Source organism: Blastomonas sp. 34TW (assembly GCF_059803595.1).
In genome coordinates this window covers 1-20255 of record NZ_JAPFGW010000012.1, presented here as the reverse complement: position 1 = coordinate 20255, position 20255 = coordinate 1, and the positions used below count along the sequence as shown (strand labels likewise).

Sequence of the window (20255 nt, the reverse complement as noted above, 5' to 3'; positions counted from 1 at the left end):
ATGCATATTTCTGACTTGGCAGCATTTGACCGGGCAATGTTGGAAATCAGCGAAGCCATAGCAAACCTGACAATGCGGGAGCCCCGAGGTCAACCAAAGCCTCCTACTGCCGCAGAGCTAACTGCCGCCTTCAATTCGCTGAAACAGCCACTGATCGAAGCTAGAGAAGCCGGGAGCGGCATAAATCCGTGGGCTCTCGCAGGCGTCAAGACCAAGGAGGTGCAGAATTGCTCTGTTCTGGCTGGATTGTGGAGTTTCGAATTTGGAGGAGCGGCGTCGCGAAGTTTTTTAGCCGCCTATCTGAAGATTGCTGTTCCCGACGTTGATTGGGAAAATGAGCTTTCGGCGGGATATCGCGTCGGAAAGGAAATCAATCCATTGGGAGAGACCGTCGATCGCGTTGATATAATTATTGAGACATCTCGTTATCTTATTGCGATTGAAGCAAAAATCAATGCGGCGTTTGAAGCGACTCAAATGGATCGATATCTGTTAGCCATTCAGCAACGATCATTCGATGTTGGCAAATCTCCAATAATCATGACATTGACAAGATTGTTAGAGCAAAATAGATTTTCAGTTTCAACGCGATGGAAAGATGTTTTTAAAGCTTCTCAGCGCTCAGTGCCCGACGGGGCCACAAACAAATCGTTTCAACAGAATTTAATTTTGAGTTTTGGATATCATGTTTCTACCTTTTAGGAGACATTAAAGTGAGTTCCGATGAACTTTCTATGCGAATCATTCAAAATATTGATATTATTGAATACACATCGGCCCATATAGAGCAAAGAACATTACCTGCTTTGTTTTCTGAATTCTCTGAGGTGTTCAGAAATTTTGTCGATCAATATGATTTGGAGGCCAATCTTGGGGGTGGCTTTGACGATGGATTATGCATTTACGATCCAAGGTGGGGGAGTGGCGGAGGTAATAAGCCATTTCTCAGGATAGAGGTAGGGAATGACACGGGTCCTAGCGGCATTGAATCTACGTCCTGGCTTGGAGATTTATGCGGATACGCAGAATCCAGTATAAATTTTTTTCTTGGTTCCCACCCCACTTCTCGAAAGTCGTGGAGAAATTTAGTTATGTCAGAGAGAAAATTTATTAGGAATCTTTGTAAGGCCGGGTTCCAGCGGGACGGAGATGATGGCGGCAACATTTGGTACCCGGTAAAACTCGATCGGAACGCGCTTGCCAGCGCATTCATGACCGGAGACTTCTCAGCAGCCCTGTCGCCAGTTGAACTGGCTCTTCAGAATATTCGGAGTGTCTGGACTGATTTGGATGAAATGGCAGCAGCGATCAGGAGTCTATGATGATAAGACCCCAAAAGGTGATTTGAACGCGATTTATTACTCAATAAACTGCTTGTATAGGATAGATACAGCGCTGAGTTAAGCAAGGTTCTTTATGATTTTCCACCTGCCCATCCTGACAGGATAGCTGCTGGCGTGATGGCAGGTAGGCCATCGTCGCTGACAATCCCATCGGCGATTGGCCTGAATAGAGAGGCGAGCACGATTGCCCGGTCCTGATCAGTTGCCGTGCCTTCCTTCTTCAGGGCCAGGTAGGTTTCCGCCATCGCTGAGCGGGACTTTGCATCGATAGCCAAGTGCTCTTCAGTCATATAGAGGCGGACGATGATCCGCAGCACCCAGAAATAAACGGTAAGGTAGAGCAAGGTTGCTGCGGAGGCGAAAATGATCTCAAATTGCCAGGTAGGGCGCAATCCGGACGACAGTGGATCTGGATTAGTGACCGTCATCGCGTCTGCAAATAGGAATTTGGCAATTGACATGAATCCAGCGGCAGCACCGAATGCAAGAGCTAGTCCAATGATTGCGACCCATAGAGATCTCGATCTCCACATGTTGGCAGCTTCTCGATGCGTCTCGCTGCGATCATTCCACAGCTTGACTGCTGATTCTAGTCGTAGCCGTTCGGTGAACAGCTTGTAGAGATCGTCCCAGCTCGCTTTCCAACCGTCACGCTCTGCCTGTATTTGTCTCGCGATCTCGTCCCGCCAAGCTGCAAGGTCGGATTTTTGGATTTCGGCTGCGTCCGTAATATTCTGTAGTCGGTCCGCGTGATCCTGCTCCATCTTCTCTAAGGCCTGATGGTGTTGTGAAAACGCCTCCGCTAAAGTCCGAGCGCTCGATCGCGCTGCATCACGCGCAGACCTGACGCCCTTCGATGAAAGCCCTGAAAGACGCTGAAACAGGCTCAATGCGCCAGCGGCTTCCGACTTCGGCATATTGCCAAAGATCACAGCATTTTCATTGGCGTCGAGATATTTTGCAGCACCCATCGCTGCTTGCGGTCCAAGTTCGCTAGCAATTTCTGAGATATGCTGCCCGACTTCTGACTCGAGGGAAACGGCCTTGCGAAGGAATTCGCTGTTCCCGACCGTTCGCATCAGACGGTCAATGTTTTCAGGAAATTGTTGTAAGGAGCCATTGATCTGCGACTGAAGCTGTCGCCAAGGCTCCGACAACTGGCGAGCGAACCCTTGAGGTGCTCGATTTTGAGAGGGTGGAGCGAGAGGGTGCTTCGCCCATTGATCGGCTTGTTGCGCAATGTATTTCATCAGGTCATCTGGCGACCTGAAAGAGCGCTTGCCGCCGGCATTCTCCCCAAACTCGATTTCAATCATGCCTGTCTCTACCTGCTTGTTGACCAGCCTCAGCGTTGCTCAATCGGGTTTGAATTCATTTCTGCGATGCCATTCCATACGGATCCGTGTCGGTTCCGCGAGAACCAGAGGCCGAGCAGTCTCTACCCCTAACTCCCGTCGTGCGGACGGACTGAGCAAACTGGAGACCAGCACCGTTCCGTCATCGTTGAACGAGATCAGGCCTGAGTCGAAAGCTGCGTCCCAAAGCGAAGAGAGCAAAAGCCCGTTATGCACGTCGAGCCTATCCGCGTCGGAAGAGCACTTTGCCCACGGGATGATATGAGAGGCCCGCAGAAGCTCGGGATCGGTGATGCCCGTAATCGGGCATGCTTCGCGCCAATATGTCATGAGGGCCTGACGGAAAATGTCTTGTCCCACTCGCTGACGGACGAGCGCATCACGCTCAGTTGCCCCGACTTTTGCCAACTCCTGGTTGAACTTCTCGAGCGGCAGTGTCGGGAGCGATTGGGCGAGTTCGTAGGTTCTGCGAATTGCTTCACAAAGCTCATCGCGCGTTTGGAATGCAAACGCCCCCGCGTGACCATGTGCTGCAGGCGAAGCCTTTTCCCCCTTCAACTCCTGCACCACCCCATGATGCTGGATAGACAGAAACCAAGGGCCACCAATGCCCGCACTGGCAATTGCGATCTCACCTGGCGCGCTGGCTGAAAACCAGAACAACCAGCCGTGGGATTCTCCGACAACAACGCGGTAACCTTGCCCGTTGGCTGCGCTTTGCAGTTCGCTGTGAACGACAAAGGGGAGATCGGTCAGGCGCTGGTCGGTCGATATGGTCACCGCAGGTAGCCCTCGGTTCGAGGCCGCATACCCTGGGCTGTCAATTCGTCGTAGACGGCAAGGACAAGGCGGCGTGTTCGATATTCGCCATGGCGGGCGAGTTCGTTTTTCTGGAGAACGCGGAAGGTTTCAGACGGATAGTCTTCGCCCATTACGTCCTTAGGATCGAGGATGTAGCGAAGCTCGTCACGGTTCAGGCCATATGCCAGCGCATACCAGGCATCGAGTTCGGCTCGTAGCTGTGCGCGCCGATCCTCATCCCAGGCGAATGGCGGCCCATCATGACCGAGATCACGGGCAAATGGAGCCATAGAATGACTTGTATAGGTTAGTTCCAGCACGCGTGGCACGATGAAGCCCAACGCTCGCTCATCATAAGCGCCCGGAGGGAGGATGGGGAGTTGGTTCATCGTGAAATATTTCAACGACGTGCCACCAATCTTCTGCCTTGCAGCAAAATCCTGAACCAGCGCGTCGAGATTGCCTAACAGCGCTGCGCAACGCTGATGGTCCGCATTGGGCAGAATTAGGAGATATTTATCGCCGACGCCCCACACAGGGATCGCGCTGGAAATCACGGTTCGAACATCGGTTGCCCGACAGATGTCTCGCCACCCCAACAGCCACCGACGGTTCCAATTTTTGGTTAGAAGGCGGCTCTGCACTTCGCCTTCTGGGACCCAATACCGTGGACCAGCTTCTGTGTGAGCCTGCTGTTTTTCTGCGTCCGTCATGTCGCGACTGTTTTCGCCGTCATAGGCGGCCCAGCGATGATCAAACTGATGGATCATCTTCGCTTCGTAAAGCGGCACATATCGAGTGGCTGCTCCTGCCACACTGCCGCTGGATAAATCGAGGTGCTGGGCATCATGCCCGCCAGCCAATGCGAGAGACGCTTGTTTGGGTTGGATGCCTTCTTGGGACACCCAGTCTGTTCCATCCCGGACAAGGCCTTGCGTAGCGAGTTGGGCCTCTGTGCGGAACAGATCGCTATCGTTCGACATATCGAACATTCGCATGAATGACACGCCCCACGGATTACCCGTTTGACCCTTGTTTTCGTCCAAAAGGACCGGCACACGGTCATATATCGCTGCGGTCAACTCGGCGTCCCTGCGTGATCTGAATACCGGTGCGGTTTTGGTGTTTGGATTGATTCTGGCGATCTGGGTTGGCGAGAGCGTGAAGCGCCGTTCAGACTGCTCGAGCTGCGTGGGATCAGTAAGGAAGAAAGCAAAATCTGCCTCGACCACACCGCTGCCTATGGTGAGGAGACAGAATTTCATCCGGCTATCGACTGCAGCAAACAACTTCTCGCGATTCTCAAAATCGATGAGGCTGGCTAGACGCTCATGGCCTACGAGATGGCCAAAAAAAGGAGCCGTCGTTGCGTCTGTCGCTATTCCTGTTGGCACAATGGCACCCGCTCTACCGGTTTCATTGGCAAGATTGAGGAAGTGTTCGGCAAAAAGAGCATAGGTGTTCACGTCGCCTCGGCCGGTCCACGGATATCGCCTTGCTTTGGTGACCTTCGATAGCTCGATCTTGGTTGGATCTTCGTCCTTCGGAGATGAGAAAAAGATGGTGGAGGCCTCGGCAACGCGTTTGGCTGTCTGGAATGCCTCATGCAGTAGTTTCGCAGGCGTCCCTGGTTCAGCTTCAGCTAACGCCTTGATCAATTTTGTTCGCGCTGCAGCATTTGCAGCCGTGGCAATGTCCTGATCTCTGCTCGCGAAAAATTCCTGCTCTTGCAGTTTTATCCTTTCCCATGGGGGATTGCCGATAACCACGTCAAAACCACCCCGACCGATCATCACCTCAGGGAATGCAAGCGGCCAGTGAAGAACCGACGCTACTCGAACTGCATGTCTAGCTGATTCGATCATCGCCTCACCCGGCCTTTGGCCTGCCAGCGCCTGTCGCACATTAGCTGTCGTGGGAATGAGGGGCTGCGTGAACAGGTCGTCGGATTGCTTCTTTGGCATCAAGAAGGCGGCCATATGCAGGTCACAGGCCAGCTGAGTTGCAGCGCGCTTTGGGTCAACGACCCATGCGGCGAACTTGGCTTTTTTAGCCTCAATATCGGAAATGGTATCCTCTGGCAGATCTCGGAGGTCTCCAACATCGGCTGCCAGTTTCTCTGGAGGCAGAGCCCCGCCTTCGCCTCGATCCCAATCGAATGAAGCCTGACCTTCGCGCTCGGCTCTGTTCTGCTTTTTCAGGTCGCTGGCGACATTCTTGTCATCGCCGGTCAGTGGCTTGAACGCTTCGTCTGGAATGCCGTCCTCAATGGCCTTGAGGTCGAATATCCCCAACAGGCTGTCACCGCAGACGATGTTGGCATCGAGGAATCCAAGCGGCTTTCCGGGAGTGACAGACTCGATCCATAGGGCAACTTTTGCCAGTTCTACCGCCATCGGGTTCCGGTCGACGCCATAGATACAGCTGCGGACAACATCGCGCATTGCAGCCTGGTAATCGGGGGCATCGATGTTGCGAGCCTGAGCAACGCGATTTGCTAGCCGGCGAGCACCGCCGAGCAAGAAATGTCCAGAGCCGCATGCAGGATCAATGATTTTGAGCTTGAGCAGTTCTTCTGCTCCACCCTCTTGCTCTGCGCGATCGAGGACAGGGTCCAGGGCGCTATCCAGAAGCGTTTGGACCAGCGAGTCCGGCGTATAGTAGCTTCCGCTCGTCTTGCGGGCATTGCCCTTCGTTTCAGCGCCTCCCGCAAAAACGAAAGTCCGCCCTCCATTTTCTCTGAAGGGCACCAGCTCAAGCAGGCCTTCGTAAACGCTGCCAAGCTCCTCTGTCGCCATGTCTCGCCAGTTGATGCGGACGAGCACGTTGTTCTCGACGAACCACGCAAGGCGGAACATTGCCTCGAGGAATGCGCGATTGGATAGTTTGGCATTGTTGAGGTCAGGCGTTTGATCCGACGAGAAAAGGCTGCCCAGTGCAGGCAGGCCAAGAGGCTTGGCGCCATGCTCCAGGGCGTGGAAGACGATATTCAGCGTTTCCCAATTGTCGGTGTGGTGGTCGTAGGCCAATCGCCTCGCGGCTCGTTCCCGCCAGTGGCTAAAGCCGTAGTTAGAGGCATAAAGGTCGCGTATATCGGCCTTGGTTTCCGGCATGTGCAGGAGATTTCTGTCTTCTGCCACAGCAAGGAAAATGACGCGGTAGACCGTGCGCAGGATCTGATTGAACCAGTCCTGCATCGACAGAGCCCCGGAATCGAGCTTGTCTCTCAGATCGTCGTTCTCGTCGAGAAAGCCCTGAGCGAGATACTCGAGTGCCTCCTCGACATTTCCTCTCAGGTGATCACGGACCTTGGTCCCGGCCTGCTCACCAGCATCACGCCAGCGCTCAAGTGCGCAATCCGACGTTGCCGTCCCCTCGACTCCAAAGCGAGACGCATGGATCAATAGCCAAAGCGCTGTGAAGTCCGGATACATCTCATCCCGGAAAATGGCACCCAAGTCTGCCTCGATATATGCCGGCCGGGTGAAGCTCACATTGTCTCGCATCAACCGAATTCGGTCCCCTGCGAACACCAGGCCCCAGAGCGCATCATCAGAGGCGTTGAGCCAATCCTGCAGCAATACAGCAGGGCTGCGCCTGGCTCGTGATCCTGACGGCCCATCGCCAAATTCTGCCATTGCCTTGCCGAATGCATCAACGTCACTGTCTGGCGCTGCAACGACAATAGGCACGCGACCGCCCTTTGCCTCAAAGGCTATCCGGTAGCGATGATCGTTGACCGAATGATCGACAGGCCCACGTAACCCGTCGAACCCAAACACTTCCTCAAGCATCGACTTGGCAAACGCTGCAGTCTGCTGGATCGTCGGGTTTGGAATGGCGTTGAATCCACGCCATGTTGCTCGTCCAACGTTGAAAAGCCCCGAAATCTTCTCGCGTAGATCCGTGCCTTTGAGGCTGCCATATTCGATCGCCATTCGTGCATCAGGGGCCTGATGGGCGACACGAAAAACCTCTGCTGGAGCGATGAGGCTTCCCTCGATGTGGATCGCGGCAAGACCAATATCCGCTGCTCGCTTGTTGCTGGCCATTACGCGATCTCCGGAATCAGGACATAGAGGCCGATGACGTCTGCCGGGATCGCAGCTTTCACCTCTGTATTGGCACCCCCGCGTGCTGCGAATGTCAGCCGCTCATGGTCGGCACTCAATATGTCTGCGCGCTCGTTGGCAAAACGAGTGATGGCTGGCTGATACGCATCCAGACGATGCAACGCCTGTTCAACGCGGCGCCGGATCGCACCTTCATCCAGATTGGCTGCCGCCTCCGCCTCCAATAGCGCAAGTGCCTGATGACCCGACATGGCAGGAACTGTATCGTTTCCGTAGAAGACGAGTCCTGTAGCTTCCTCTGCCAGGAGCGTTCGGTTGGCTCTGCGGCTGGTTGTCATGGTGAAGCGCAGCCGCATGAGCAGGATGGTCGTCATCTGGCTGACGTCCTTGCTCATCCATGCCCCGCACCGACCAAGAGCGCGCCCCTCTTTCACGGCCTTTGGATCGAGCGCACCTTCGGCAAGGCTTTCTGCCAGGGTGGCAACCAGGGGATGGACCCGTCCTACGTGCATCACGCCCGGTGCAGGATCATCCTGGAACGTTATTTTGCGTGATCCCGTCAGGCCGCGTTGCCGGAGGCGTTCGGACATCGCTTGAGGCAGCTGGTCAAAAACGACCGTTGGTGTGTTTGACCGGACGACGTTTTGTCCGATCCTCTGCAGAGCACGCCGGGTGAATCTTTCAACTTCATCAGGTCCGCCGTGAAGTGTCCGCATGGCCCGCCATTCGGGGATCACTTCTGCCGGTTTCATGGTGCCTTGGGCATATCGAGCACGGCTCTTGCGCGCATTTTCCTCAGCGTCCCGCCATTGCCTTTCAACACCTTCTGTCGAACCAAACAGATCGAGCACGCCCTGAGCTCTGGGCCCCTGAGACCGAAGCAGCATTGCCTGCATCAGTGCAGCTGAAACGCTGTTGGAATCTTCTGGAATGGGCACGGTAACGCCTGTTGCCTTGCGAATAGCATCGGCTTTGCGGGTAATGACCTCCAGCACCGCGCCATCGATCATGCTGTTTTCGCCATACATCATCACAGTCCAGACCGAAGGTGACGGCTGACCGAAACGATTGACACGTCCTTCACGCTGCTGGTGGCGGGTAGGATTCCAGCTGAGGTCGTAATGGACTACAGCATCAAACAGTGCCTGGAGGTTTATCCCTTCAGACAGGCAGTCTGTAGCGACGAGAATGCGCTTCTGATCTGGATCCAGCGCCGCAATCCGAGCTTTTCTATCCTCTTGGGTGAGTTCACCCGTGATGACTTCGACCCGGTGTCCTTTGAACTGCTTGGTGAGAGCTTCACCCACAGCCTTGGCGGTGGCGATATAGCGGCAGAAGACGATGGGTGAGGCATTATGGTCATTTATGAGCTCGGTCAGCGAACCGACAAGCTTCTTGTACTTCGGATCCTGCTGGAACTTTCCGGCCAGTGATGCGGCTGAGTCTATCAGCCGTTCCAGTTCCTGTCTTTCGTCCTCGGCCATCCCGGTGCCAGGTTCGACGTCATTGTCGCTGAGCAGCCCGTCCTCTTCATCGAAGACTGCCGTGTGCAGTTCGGTTTCGTCACCAAGGCCTGCAAGCCGATTGGTCAATGCCTGATGGGCAGCTGCCGGAGACGATCCGATACACCGCATAAGGGCCAGGGTGCTCCAGAACGCCAGTCGCCGTTTCTGAGTGTTGTCTCCAGCCCGCTGAGTGAGGCCAACACAGTAGTCGAGCACGTCTTCCTGGAATTTTCCCCAGTCGCCCGTAAGGACGAAAGGTCGCTCGACATCCAGATGCTTCGGGAATGTTTTCCCGATCTGCCACTCTTCCTCTTCGGTATCGATACGGCGCCGTTGGACGAAATGCTGCTGCAGTCGGTAGGCATAGCGCTCGCGGGCATTGCGATCACCGCCCTCGGGGCCAAGCTCGAAGTCGGGGTGGATCAGGCCGAGTAGGCGGTTGTAGGCATCTTCGTCACCGGAGTGAGGTGTCGCTGTCAGGAACAGCATATGCCGCTCTTCATCGGCTGCCAGCCGCTGAAGAAGTTCGTATCGCTGGTGCTTGCTCTTCCCCTTGTCCCCACCGACACAGCTATGAGCTTCATCGACGATGACCATGGAAGGACAAGCCCGGGCAAACTCATCTCGGCGTGAGTCAGCCTTGATGTAGTCGAGGCTGACAATGGTATAGGGATAGGCTTCAAAGAGGCTCTGCGATGCTGGCAGGCCACGCTCCAGCGATCGGGCGTTTGATGCCGTTACTTCAACAGCATCCAGATCAAACTTGGTCGTAAGCTCTTCGCGCCACTGCGATACAAGATGCGGTGGGCAAATGATGGCGAAGCGGTCGATCTGCCCCCTATCGAACATTTCACGCAGGATCATGCCTGCCTCAATGGTTTTCCCGATCCCGACATCATCTGAAAGCAGCAATCGTTTTACGTCGAGCTTCAGGGCCATGAGCAGCGGGACAAGCTGATAGGCGCGGGGTTCGACCCCCAATTGAGCGGCACTGCGGAAGGGACCAGCGCCCCGACGCATTGCGAGACGCAGAGCATCGGCCAGAAGGCGGGCTCCATCCTGATTATCAATGGCATCGATCGTCGGTGGTGCAAAGGTCGATGCTTTGACAGGAACTCGCTCAAGTGCCGGAACGAGCGAAATGACGTCGGCTTCAGAGCCAGATAACGGGCGCAAACGCATGGTCGATGCCATCTGCGACGGCAGCACCACCCATTCACGGCCACGTGCGGTGACCAGAGTTCCAGGTCGATATTCTGCGACTTCCATCATGATTTCCCGAAATATTGACCAAGATTGGCAGGTAGTGTGGCAGGTGGCGTTGACGGCAGATCGATGACGTCAATTCCGCGCGATGTGCATCGGTCGATCAGGCCCACTGGCACTCCTCCTGGCACGGCGAGCAGTAGATGCTGTGGCCAGTATAGCGGGTGTTCATGGCCATCGATCGTGATCGGTGAAGGAGTTGGTAGCTCCCATTCAGCGATCATCCGCAGCCATGGTTCGGAACTCGCGCTGGATGATGTCGGCTTTTTCCCAACCGCTTCTGAGCGTGCCATGCTTATCAGAAACTCGACGACTTTCTCGTTCTTCCGATCGAGGTGCTCGTGGTCGGTCTGGTTGAAATAAGACATCAGGCATCTGTAGCAGGCCTCGACACATGGCCGCTCGCCATCAACGAGCTGCCCGTCTGCATCGAACTCATAGTGCATCAGGTGGAGTGCGGTCTTCGCTAATGCCTGCCAGCGGTCGGGCGTGTTCATGAGCCTGCTGAGAACGCCCGCTCCGCCTTCAGTAGCTTCGTAGAGCAGCAAACCATGCCGCTCGTCACGATTGGGCATGGGTTCGCCCAGCATTTCGCCTTCTTCGAGGGATTCGCTGATCTCGATAGCTCTGATCAAGGCATGCTGTAGCGTTGCCATCTCGGCTACGCTGAACCCGAGGGACGGGTCAGGCAGGAACAGAAGCGAATTTTTGTGGTCTTCGACAACAGGGACAATCCTTTGCTGCCGCGATTTTCCAGGCTCAAGCCCAGTGCCGTCGTCGTTGTTCTTGTCGGAGAGCCAGCGCCCTGTGATCGGGTCGATTACGAAACCGCAGATGGATTTTTCTGCACGCCGTTTCAGACCCTTGTTCAGGCGTGTGATCTTTGCGCGCCGACCGAACGATAACGTCGCCAGTTCTGTGTTGTCGTGTTTGAGGGCAATGGTCTGCACCTCGCCATGGTCACCGGTCCAGGCGAATACAGTCTGGATGTCGAAGCCCCGCCGTTGCCGGTCCTCGTCATTCGCGGTGATACGGGCCGTGGGGTATGTCTCGACATTATCGATACGAAAGATGCTGTCGAGCCGCTCTGCTCCAGCCAAGGGATGACCGCAAGCGCGACACCGTTCCGCTGTTGGTGAGGTCTCTGCAGCACCGCAATTCGCACACAGGATCAGGGTCTCGGTGGCAAGGTTCCCGTCATCGCTTCTGCGGCCGGCAGGAAGTTTGGCCTTGATGATCCGGAATGCTCTGCCTTCGTGATAGACAAGACTGTTAGGGCCGAATTCCGAAATGGCGAGAAAGCGTGGACGCTGGAGAACAGCAGCCCCGCGCATAGCTGGAATGAATGCGTAGAGCGGCAATCTGGGAAAGTTGTAGCCGGGCAAAAAGCCTTCGGTGGCCAGGTATCGATAGGTGTAAAAATCGGAACCGTTGTGGGCTTTGCCATGCACAAGCATTTCAAGCTCTTCAGCCGCAAGGCGGTATCGATTTGCTGCTGCCTTTCGCTCCCCGGGCGCCACATTGGTTTTGCTACGAACCTTGTCCGCATCTTCCTGTTCTTGAAGCGCGCCACGATACAGGTCACGCCAGCGCTCAAATGTATGGCCAAACTCGTCACTTGCGCTGGCGATAACATTCGCGATCAGCGCCTCAGCATCAGCGAGTTCAGGAAGTGCCGCTATCTCCACATAGGGCGTAACCGTGTCCAGTATCGCCTTCAGATCTGTCGGAAGCTTTGCGTTTTTGGGCACCTTTGCAAAGGCTACCAGATGTCGCTCGTCAACGGGCAAGCCCGGATCTTCCCGATCGAGATTTGCAGGGATTGAGGAATCCAGTGGGGTCTTGGCAGCTGCCAGCCACTCGGCATGAATGTGGCTGGCAATCAGGTCGCGGTTGGCGAGGTCCAGGGCCGGCGGCTTGACCTGCCCAGCTACAAGCTGCTGCCTGTCGTTGAAATAATATTGGTCATGCGGAGACTGGGCCGCACAATAGGTGACAACCAGAGCCGCTTGCCCGCTTCTACCTGCGCGGCCTGCTCGCTGAGCGTAATTGGCCGGTGTCGGAGGCGCATTTCGGAGATACACGGTGCTGAGGGCGCTGATGTCAACGCCGAGCTCCATGGTGGGTGAGCAGTAGAGGACAGGAAGGAAGCTGTCGGGCTCCTCCTTGTCCTTCATTTCCTCCTTGTGGTCCTCAATCCGGTCTCGGTCCGCCTGTTCATAACGGAAGCGATCTTCACGCCATTGGCGAACTTCGGATTCAACCTGCGCGGTATGTTCACGTGCCTCGAACGAGAAAGTGAGAGCGCCATCGGCGCCTAACGAAGCTGCAACCGATGAATAGAGTTCGCGGAAAAATGGGTTTGCTGAGTCGGAGGCATCGCTGGGATTGGCCAGATGAAGGCGCAACGCAGCAGGTGACAATCGCCAGGCCTCACCTCCACCAATCGGTATCTTGCGGATGATCTGGTGAGCTTCTGCCGCCTTTATGAGCGTTTTAATGAAGTCGCCATAATCGTTCTTTCTCGGAGATTTTCCATTCCAAAGTCGGTCATCACGCAACATTTTTCCCAGCCGGCTCAGATACCCGCCGCGCACGATGGCGTCATTCTCAGCATTTGAAATGGTCTCTCTTTTGGGAGCTTCGACCATCAAAATGCCTGCTGACGGGAGCCGATCGATTTCTGAGCTCTCGATATTCCAGGGAAAGCGGAGGCTTTGTTGAGCCTCTTGCGCAACCTGACTGACAAGTTGCTTTTCAAGCGCATCGGTAGAGACAGCCAGGCCTTTGCGCATCACGTCAAACAGGATGGTGAAAAGCTCAGTTCGCGTTTCTACCGACGCTTCACGCAGGAAATCGTTGTTTATAAACAGCGAAAGATCTGTTGCGAGATCTGCCAGCCCCGGAAAGCGGACTTCGATAAGCTTGAGGTCCTCAAGGTTAGGATTGGTATATCGCCAACCACGGCGCAGATCGGTCCAAACCCGGTGGGCCAGGACCTTGGTTATAGTGTTTTCGGCCTGTTCAAAGGCAATGAGGCCACGAGCATTTGGATCAGCCATCCACTCGACGAGTCTGTCTCTTTTTTCTCTGCTGAACCCGAGAGCAATTCGCACTGCATCGCCGAATCGCTGATGTTCCAATCCGGCGTCGCCGGCATCCTTTACGGCTTTCAGCAGTCCCGCTCGGAGCAGCGTGACAAAAATGAAATCGTTGAAATGCCCCGACTGCAGGGCCGCATCCTGCCGGTTGTCAGTGAACCCCAGCAGCTTGCGCTGATATTGGCCTAGCGATCCGTCATCGTGCATGGCCTGCAGCAGTGCCGCCGTGATCAATGTGGTTGCGGAACTACGGCCTTCTGCTGAAAGGCTTGCCAGCTTGTTCCGCTCCCTTGCCTGTGAGGATGGGATGTTTTTGCAGGCCGAGCAGAAGCGATGCGGGCCGACGAAAAACCAGGCTTCAATCCCGCCGTCATCTAATTGGCCATCCGGTCCGACCTTCAGCAGTCGACCTTCGAACTTCCCTCGATATCCAGCTTTGAGCCTTGGTGTATCGGATGTCGGATCAAGCCATTCGTCGGGATAGTCGCCGGGATCACCGGAAAAGGCATCCTCACTGTGGGCGGCAGGCACGATATAACCGTGCTTTGCGCCATCGTCTTCGACCGGGTTTTTCGGCAGATCGTCGATATCGCGCGGAATGACACTGCCCGAGGCGAGAATGGTGACAGGGTGATGCTCCTGTCCACATTCACGGCAAAAATACGTGGCATACAGACGCGCATCAGGGTCTTCTGGATGGTATTTGTCACCGGTGATGGATACCAGCCGATCGGGAGCTGGGCGCAGTGTGGCATATGCCGTTCCTGCGCCAGAGATGAACCTGTGCAACTTGAAGGTCAGAAATGACCTGTCACTCGTTCCACCCCGTTCGCATTCGGGTAACCCAATGATCGCGAGCATCTGCTTGAGCCGGGTTTTGCAGAGTTCGACATCAAGCCCGCTATCTTCCGATAGCAGGCCTGCTGCAGCAGTCATGGTAATCGGAGGGCGACGCCGACACTTTAATCCCTCTTCAAGCCCGATCCGGGTTTCGATCCAGATGGCAAGCGGATTATCCCTGAGTTCAGCATCGGTCAGTGTTTCCGGAATGTCACTGCCCAAAAAGCGTGCAAGCTCTCCTCCCAGGCTTTTGGCCGTTTTGGTAGGGTCAGTCGCTCGCTGAAAATCCTCATTGATGATGTCGTGCTCGCTGACCGGGACACCAAAAAGTCGGCTGCCAACTTCAGCTACAGCACGATTTCGTTCGGAATCATCGTCAGCTGAAGACATGGTTGCAGATGTGCCGATGCAGATCAGCTTGCTGTTGCCAGCCAATCTCTGCCGGACCCGGCGCACTAGCATCGCGACGTCTGCCCCTTGACGACCGCGATAGGTATGCAGTTCATCCAAGGCAAGGAAGCGGAGGCCTTGGGCGTTGGCCATCATCCCTTGGTCAATGCTGTCCTGCCGGGTCATCAGGAGTTCCAGCATCATGAAGTTGGTCAGGATGATATCCGGATTTTCATCCACGATTTGTTGCCGACGGTTTTCCTTCTCCTGGCCTGTAAACCGGGCGAAGGTGGGCTTCAGATGTTCGGGCAGATCACAATCGCGGATATAGCTTTGCAGCTCTTCGAACTGGCTGTTGGCCAGTGCATTCATCGGATAGATGATGATGGCCTTTGTGCCCTTCGGCTCGCCAGCTCGGCGGCTGCGGACAATTTCATCAATGATTGGGATGAAGAAACAGAGCGATTTTCCTGATCCGGTGCCGCTTGTGACGATATAGCTTTGGCCGGTTTTTGCCTTCGCGATTGCCTGAGCTTGGTGACGGTAGAGTCTGATGGGCTGACGCGGATTTCCCTTTGCAAAAATGGACGAAAGTGCTGGATCAAGGTCATTGCTGGCGGTCAGCTCATCGATCCGCCGATCGTGCAAATAGTGTGGATTTATCCCGAGCAAAGGCTCGGGCCAAAAGGTCCCTTGATCATATATCCCCGATATCTGGGACTGAAGGTCCTCAGCCCGGATCTTGGCGAACGATCTTGAAAAAGATTCGTATGTCGAGATGACATTCTTATCCAGATCAAAGACGTTCATGAACTATACCTCGATATTCAAATCACCCGCTGAACCAGCTGGCCAGAGGGATAGTGGATGGTGTTGTAGGATAGGCGATCGGAACCGCCAAGTGTTTGTAACAGACTGTCTATAGATCGATGTGCAGGCTAAGAATTACCTCCAGATCGGAGGAAATCTCAGCCTGCCCGGTGGATTCAACGTCCTGCTGCTTGGAGCATTTGCCGCTCAATCTGCGCGGTCACCTCAGGATCGAGGTTGACCCAGGTGACGGCACCCGACTTGTGAGTGTAGCGCACAGGGGATGCGAACTTCCGCACATCCTGCAAGATCCATGGCGTGTTCCAGCTCGCAACCTGGCCGCTCTCGATCATGTGCGCCGGAATTTTGTGGCGGTCGAAATGCTTGATTATCTCGTCGGGCGTTAGTGGATCGCCGCATCCCGTGAGCTTGACGACGCCGCAGACGAGGCCGCTGCCTTTCCTGATGAGGCCGATATTGCCGCGAATCGTGGTGCTTCGGGAGCGCATCTCCCAGGTCTTTTTTCCATCGAGGATCAGGCTGATCCAAGGGTCGGCAACAATCAGGGCTTTCTCGATACGGTTGGTCATGGCGACATCCTTTCGTCAGGTTGTGAAACTTGGAAGGTGCCGTCTCTCCGAGCTGTCACGCGTGTCTCCACGTTCAAGGGATGGGCAGGAAAGATAAGAAACTGCCCAGAGCCATCGTAAGCGTCCGGCCGACCACGTGTTGCGCGGTCGGCGCTGGACGGTGAAGGACGGTTCCTGAAGGGAGTTCTTTCTGGACTCCAGAAGGAGGTCCTGTGATCGAAGGTGGCGGCGTGATCGTGCGCACGGAGCGACGGCGGCGCTATTCTGACGCAGAGAAGGCGGCGATCGTCGCCGAGAGCCTGCGTCCCGATGTCACGGTGGTGTCGGTCGCGCGCAGGCATGGCATTGCCAAGAGTGTGATCTACAACTGGCGTGCCAACCGGCGCGAGGCTGAAGCGATTGCAAGGGAGGCGCTGGAGTTCATCCCATGTGGCCAGTTCGTGGCGACCCCGGAGCGAGCTTCAGCGTGCGAGATCATTGCTGACGAACCGGAGTCTTCGGTCGGCCCCTTGGCGCAAGATGTTGCGGCTTCTCCTCCGCCCGGGCAACAACGAGCAGGCGCGATTGCCATCGAGCTTGGCAACGGTGCGCGCCTGACCGTCGACAGCTTCGTCAACGAGAAGGCGCTCGCCCGGGTTCTGCGCGCGTTGAAGGCCGTGCCATGTTGAGCTTGCCGTCAGGAACCAAGGTCTATCTGGCCAGCAAGCCGGTCGACATGCGCAAGGGCTTCGCCGGGCTCAGCGTGCTTGCCAGCGAAGTTTTCCGGCTCGATCCCTATAACGGGCATGTCTTCCTGTTCCGCAGCAAGCGCGGCAACTACCTCAAAGCGCTGGTCTGGGACGGCACGGGCCTGTGCCTGTTCGCCAAGCGTCTCGAGCGTCATCGCTTTGTGTGGCCGCCGCTGGTCGACGGCGGAGTGGTGCTGACCCCTGCGCAGTTTTCGCTGCTTCTGGAGGCGATGGACTGGCGGCGAACGGTGGCGCCAAAACCCCCGCAGAGGCCTGTGCATATCTAGCGATTCGGGCGCGGTTTTCCTGCCTTCGGCTTGGTCAAGATCGCCCGTCATGTTATCCGCTGTTCATGTCTCCCACCGAACTTGATCTGCCTTCCGATCCGGACGAGCTTCGCGCCTTTGCCGAGGTGATGAAGGCGCGTCTGGTCGCCTCGGAGCAGGCGCTGGCGCAGGAGCGCAAAGCCCATGTCGCTACCCGCGATGAGCTCAGTGCCGCACGCAACGCGATCAAGCTGACCACGCTTCAGATCGAGAAGCTCAAAGCTCAGCTCGCCAAGCTGCGCCGGATGAAGTTCGGCCAGTCGTCCGAGCGCATGACGCAGCTTGCCGATCAGCTGGAACTCACGCTCGAGGATCTCGAAGCCCAGCAGGCCCATGCCGAGTGCGTCATGCGCGGGCATGTCGATCAGGACGAGGCCGAACCGCCGGAGGCCAAGCGCAAACCCAAGCGCGCGCCGCTGCCCGAACATCTGCCGCGCGATGTGATCGTGCATCCGGCGCCCGGCGCGGATCGCTGCGCGGCGTGCGGCAGTGCGGCATCCATTCTCGGCGAAGATGTCACCGAGGTGCTGGAATACGTGCCTGCGAGCTTCCGCGTGGTGCGCCATGTCCGTCCCAAGCTTGCATGCACATGCTGCGATACTATCGCTCAGGCACCTGCACCCGGTCTGCCGATCCCGCGCGGCCGCGCCGGCCCAGGCCTCTTGGCGCACGTCATCGTCGCCAAGTTCGCCGATCACCTGCCGCTGTATCGCCAGTCGCAGATCTATGCGCGCGAAGGTGTCGAGCTGTCCCGCTCGACCATGGCCGACTGGCTCGGCCAGGTCAGCTGGCTGCTCGATCCGCTGGTCGAGCGGCTCGGTGCCCACGTCATGGCCAGTCAGAAGCTCCACGCGGACGACACACCGGTCCCGGTGCTGGCTCCCGGTACGGGCAAGACGTCGACCGGGCGATTATGGGTCTATCTGCGCGACAACCGGCGATGGAGTCCGAGCGACAAGCCTGCCGCGCTGTTCCGCTACAGTCCCGATCGCAAGGGTGAACGGCCACGCGAGCATCTTGCGGCTTTTTCGGGCTTTCTGCAGGCCGATGCCTATGCCGGATTCAACCCGCTCTATGATCCCGGCCGCAAGCCCGGCGTTATCACGCCCGTCGCCTGCTGGGCGCATGCAAGGCGCAAGCTGCACGATGTCCTTGTTGCCGATCGCGGCTCTGCTGCGCGCAAGGGGCTCGGCCTCATCGCGCAGCTCTACGAGATCGAGCGGCCGATCGAGCAGGAACCTCCCCAGGAGCGTCTGCGCCAGCGAGCGGCATCGAGGCTTATCGCGCTCGATTTCTTCGCATGGGCAGATGGCGTCCTTGCCAAGGCATCGGCACGCTCGCCGCTGGCCGAGGCGTTGCGCTATGCCGTCAAGCTAAAGCCCGCGCTGCTTGCCTACACCCAGGACGGGCGGCTTGAGATCGACAACAACCTTGCCGAGAACGCGCTGCGCGGCATCGCGGTCGGGCGCAAGAACTGGCTGTTCGCCGGTGCGGACTGCGGCGGCGAGCGGGCCGCGGCGATGTATTCGCTGCTCGAGACCGCCAAGCTCAATGAAGTGAACCCGCAAATCTGGCTGACGGACGTCCTCGACCGCATCGGCAAGAGTCATCCGATCAATCGCATCGACGAACTGCTTCCCTGGACATGGAAGGCGGCTCAATCCGGTGACCAGTACGTCGCGTGAGGGCCATTGCGCCAATGGCAGCTATCTGCGATTTTCCGCCAGAAGCTGCCATTCAGGAACCGACCCCGAAGCGGTCAACGAAAGCGCTGCCGATTTCACGCTCGCGCATCCAAGGCGGCATTGGAGTGCTTGCCTCAAGTGCATGAAATGGTATGAATATTGTGTGCTGTGGCGCGACAGAATTCCAGCTGAGAAGAGTAAGACCACAGGAGACAAATGATTAGCTCGCGAAACGCCCTGCTGCGCCTTTGCCCGCTTGTCCCTCTGACAGTATTTTTGAGCTCTGCTCATCTCGCGGGCCAAGGTCAGCCCAGCGAGCCCGGCCAAGAAGCCGTGTCAGACCAGTTGAACGAGATTGTGGTAAGTCGCCGAAAGGGAGCGCCACCTGCGAAGCTTGACGCCACTGGTTATCTCCAGCGCCATTGTTTCGACGCCAACCGGGTCAGCGGACGATCTGCGCCTCCTGAAGACGATCTCAGTTGGGAGCCGCTTGATGACACGGCCCGGGCGCAATTCGGGATTTCCGATCCCGAGGTTCCGGCATTCGGGTTGGTAGACGAGGTGCGCGCTCACACACTCGTCATCAAGTTCGAAACTCTCAATTCAAGGAGCGATCTACGCGAAAACCGCTGCACGCTTGTGGTCATCGGTGGCGAAGAGCATGCTGGCCTGCCAGATCGTATCTCCAAGATGTTCAGAGGGCGCGGCACCCAGCGACATGTCGGTCACCGTGATGGCTCTGACAAAATCGATGGCTGGCAGCAATGGTTGTGGACTGCAATGCCGAGCCGCCGGTCGAAGGCTTGGCAATCAATCAACGGACGGTCGGGAGGCAGAGCGTCAGACACTTGGGTCGTGCTCGTCGATGATTCCTTCTTCAACAAGCATGACTACGTCTTCGTTGATCTGAAGACCCGCCAAGGTGCTGGCGCGAAGTTGAGTGTACTGACCTTCGGCTACAAAACGCGAGAGTAGCGCGAGCCAAGAGACTGATCTCACAGAACCAAAAGCCGACATTCCGCAAACCACCCAGGAGTCGCCATAAACCGGGCCGGTGAGCGATCCCGAAAGCGGCATGTCGGCTTTGCCCCGGTCCTGAGAAATTCCTGCCATTCAGCAAACGACCCCTGTGTGGACGGCTCTCCGTTGGCAAGGGTATTTCTGTCCTGCGCTGGCTGGTCGTGGCGCCCATGTGTCCGGCCTTTTCGCGCGGCTTGTAGGCCGCTGGCCCTGATGCCATTCGCGCGGTTCAGGTCCCTCCCAATAACACGCACTCGAAGTGCCGGGGTCGAACGGGTTTTCCTGCTCCGGCGGTTTCAACCGGCTTGTTGCGTCAGTTCAGTCTGCCCTTTCCAACTGGTGTAGCGTAAGCCTGCGGTGAGTACCGCGGTTCAGGCAGCCTGACGGTGGATTTGAGCGGGTCGCCAGTTCCAGGGGAGCAG

The 20255-nt window shown here is 56.7% G+C and carries 12 protein-coding genes; 6 read left to right on the top strand and 6 right to left on the bottom strand.

Annotated features, from left to right (window positions below):
• Together OPU69_RS15060 and OPU69_RS15055 are read left to right on the top strand one after the other, a co-directional pair.
• Positions 1-702: a PD-(D/E)XK nuclease family protein gene (locus OPU69_RS15060; protein ID WP_498512121.1), complete on the top strand. Its 702-nt coding sequence runs from the start codon at positions 1-3 to the stop codon at positions 700-702.
• Between the two features lie 11 nt (positions 703-713).
• Positions 714-1322: a hypothetical protein gene (locus OPU69_RS15055; RefSeq protein WP_498512119.1), complete on the top strand. Its 609-nt coding sequence runs from the start codon at positions 714-716 to the stop codon at positions 1320-1322.
• Between the two features lie 92 nt (positions 1323-1414).
• On the opposite strand, the gene OPU69_RS15050 is transcribed toward OPU69_RS15055, so the two are convergent.
• The 6 genes from OPU69_RS15050 to OPU69_RS15025 form a co-directional block, all read right to left on the bottom strand.
• Complete coding sequence (locus OPU69_RS15050) at positions 1415-2659, bottom strand: DUF6161 domain-containing protein (RefSeq protein WP_498512117.1); 1245 nt, start codon at positions 2657-2659, stop codon at positions 1415-1417.
• 39 nt (positions 2660-2698) lie between these two features.
• On the bottom strand, positions 2699-3478 hold the full coding sequence (locus OPU69_RS15045; RefSeq protein WP_498512115.1) for an HNH endonuclease: 780 nt from the start codon (positions 3476-3478) through the stop codon (positions 2699-2701).
• Positions 3475-7551, bottom strand: a complete 4077-nt coding sequence (locus tag OPU69_RS15040; protein WP_498512113.1) for an Eco57I restriction-modification methylase domain-containing protein — start codon at positions 7549-7551, stop codon at positions 3475-3477. The genes OPU69_RS15045 and OPU69_RS15040 overlap by 4 nt, the downstream gene beginning before the upstream one ends.
• Positions 7551-10349 (bottom strand): DEAD/DEAH box helicase, encoded by a 2799-nt coding sequence (locus OPU69_RS15035; RefSeq protein WP_498512111.1) that lies wholly within the window; start codon positions 10347-10349, stop codon positions 7551-7553. Before OPU69_RS15035 ends, OPU69_RS15040 begins: the two co-directional genes overlap by 1 nt.
• A complete protein-coding gene (locus tag OPU69_RS15030; protein ID WP_498512109.1) occupies positions 10346-15484 on the bottom strand; it encodes a DEAD/DEAH box helicase in 5139 nt (1712 codons plus the stop codon). Before OPU69_RS15030 ends, OPU69_RS15035 begins: the two co-directional genes overlap by 4 nt.
• Positions 15485-15660: 176 nt before the next feature.
• Positions 15661-16074: an ASCH domain-containing protein gene (locus tag OPU69_RS15025; protein WP_498512107.1), complete on the bottom strand. Its 414-nt coding sequence runs from the start codon at positions 16072-16074 to the stop codon at positions 15661-15663.
• Positions 16075-16286: 212 nt separating this feature from the next.
• Here OPU69_RS15025 and tnpA point away from each other — a divergent pair, with 212 nt between their 5' ends.
• The 4 genes from tnpA to OPU69_RS15005 all read left to right on the top strand — a co-directional run bounded on the left by tnpA (position 16287) and on the right by OPU69_RS15005 (position 19788).
• Positions 16287-16742 (top strand): IS66-like element accessory protein TnpA, encoded by a 456-nt coding sequence (gene tnpA, locus OPU69_RS15020; protein WP_291056271.1) that lies wholly within the window; start codon positions 16287-16289, stop codon positions 16740-16742.
• A complete protein-coding gene (tnpB, locus tag OPU69_RS15015) occupies positions 16736-17089 on the top strand; it encodes an IS66 family insertion sequence element accessory protein TnpB (RefSeq protein WP_067490403.1) in 354 nt (117 codons plus the stop codon). Before tnpA ends, tnpB begins: the two co-directional genes overlap by 7 nt.
• 65 nt (positions 17090-17154) lie before the next feature.
• Positions 17155-18813 (top strand): IS66 family transposase, encoded by a 1659-nt coding sequence (tnpC, locus tag OPU69_RS15010; protein WP_498512104.1) that lies wholly within the window; start codon positions 17155-17157, stop codon positions 18811-18813.
• A 216-nt stretch (positions 18814-19029) separates the two neighbouring features.
• On the top strand, positions 19030-19788 hold the full coding sequence (locus OPU69_RS15005) for a hypothetical protein (protein ID WP_498512102.1): 759 nt from the start codon (positions 19030-19032) through the stop codon (positions 19786-19788).
• The last annotated feature ends 467 nt before the right edge of the window (positions 19789-20255 follow it).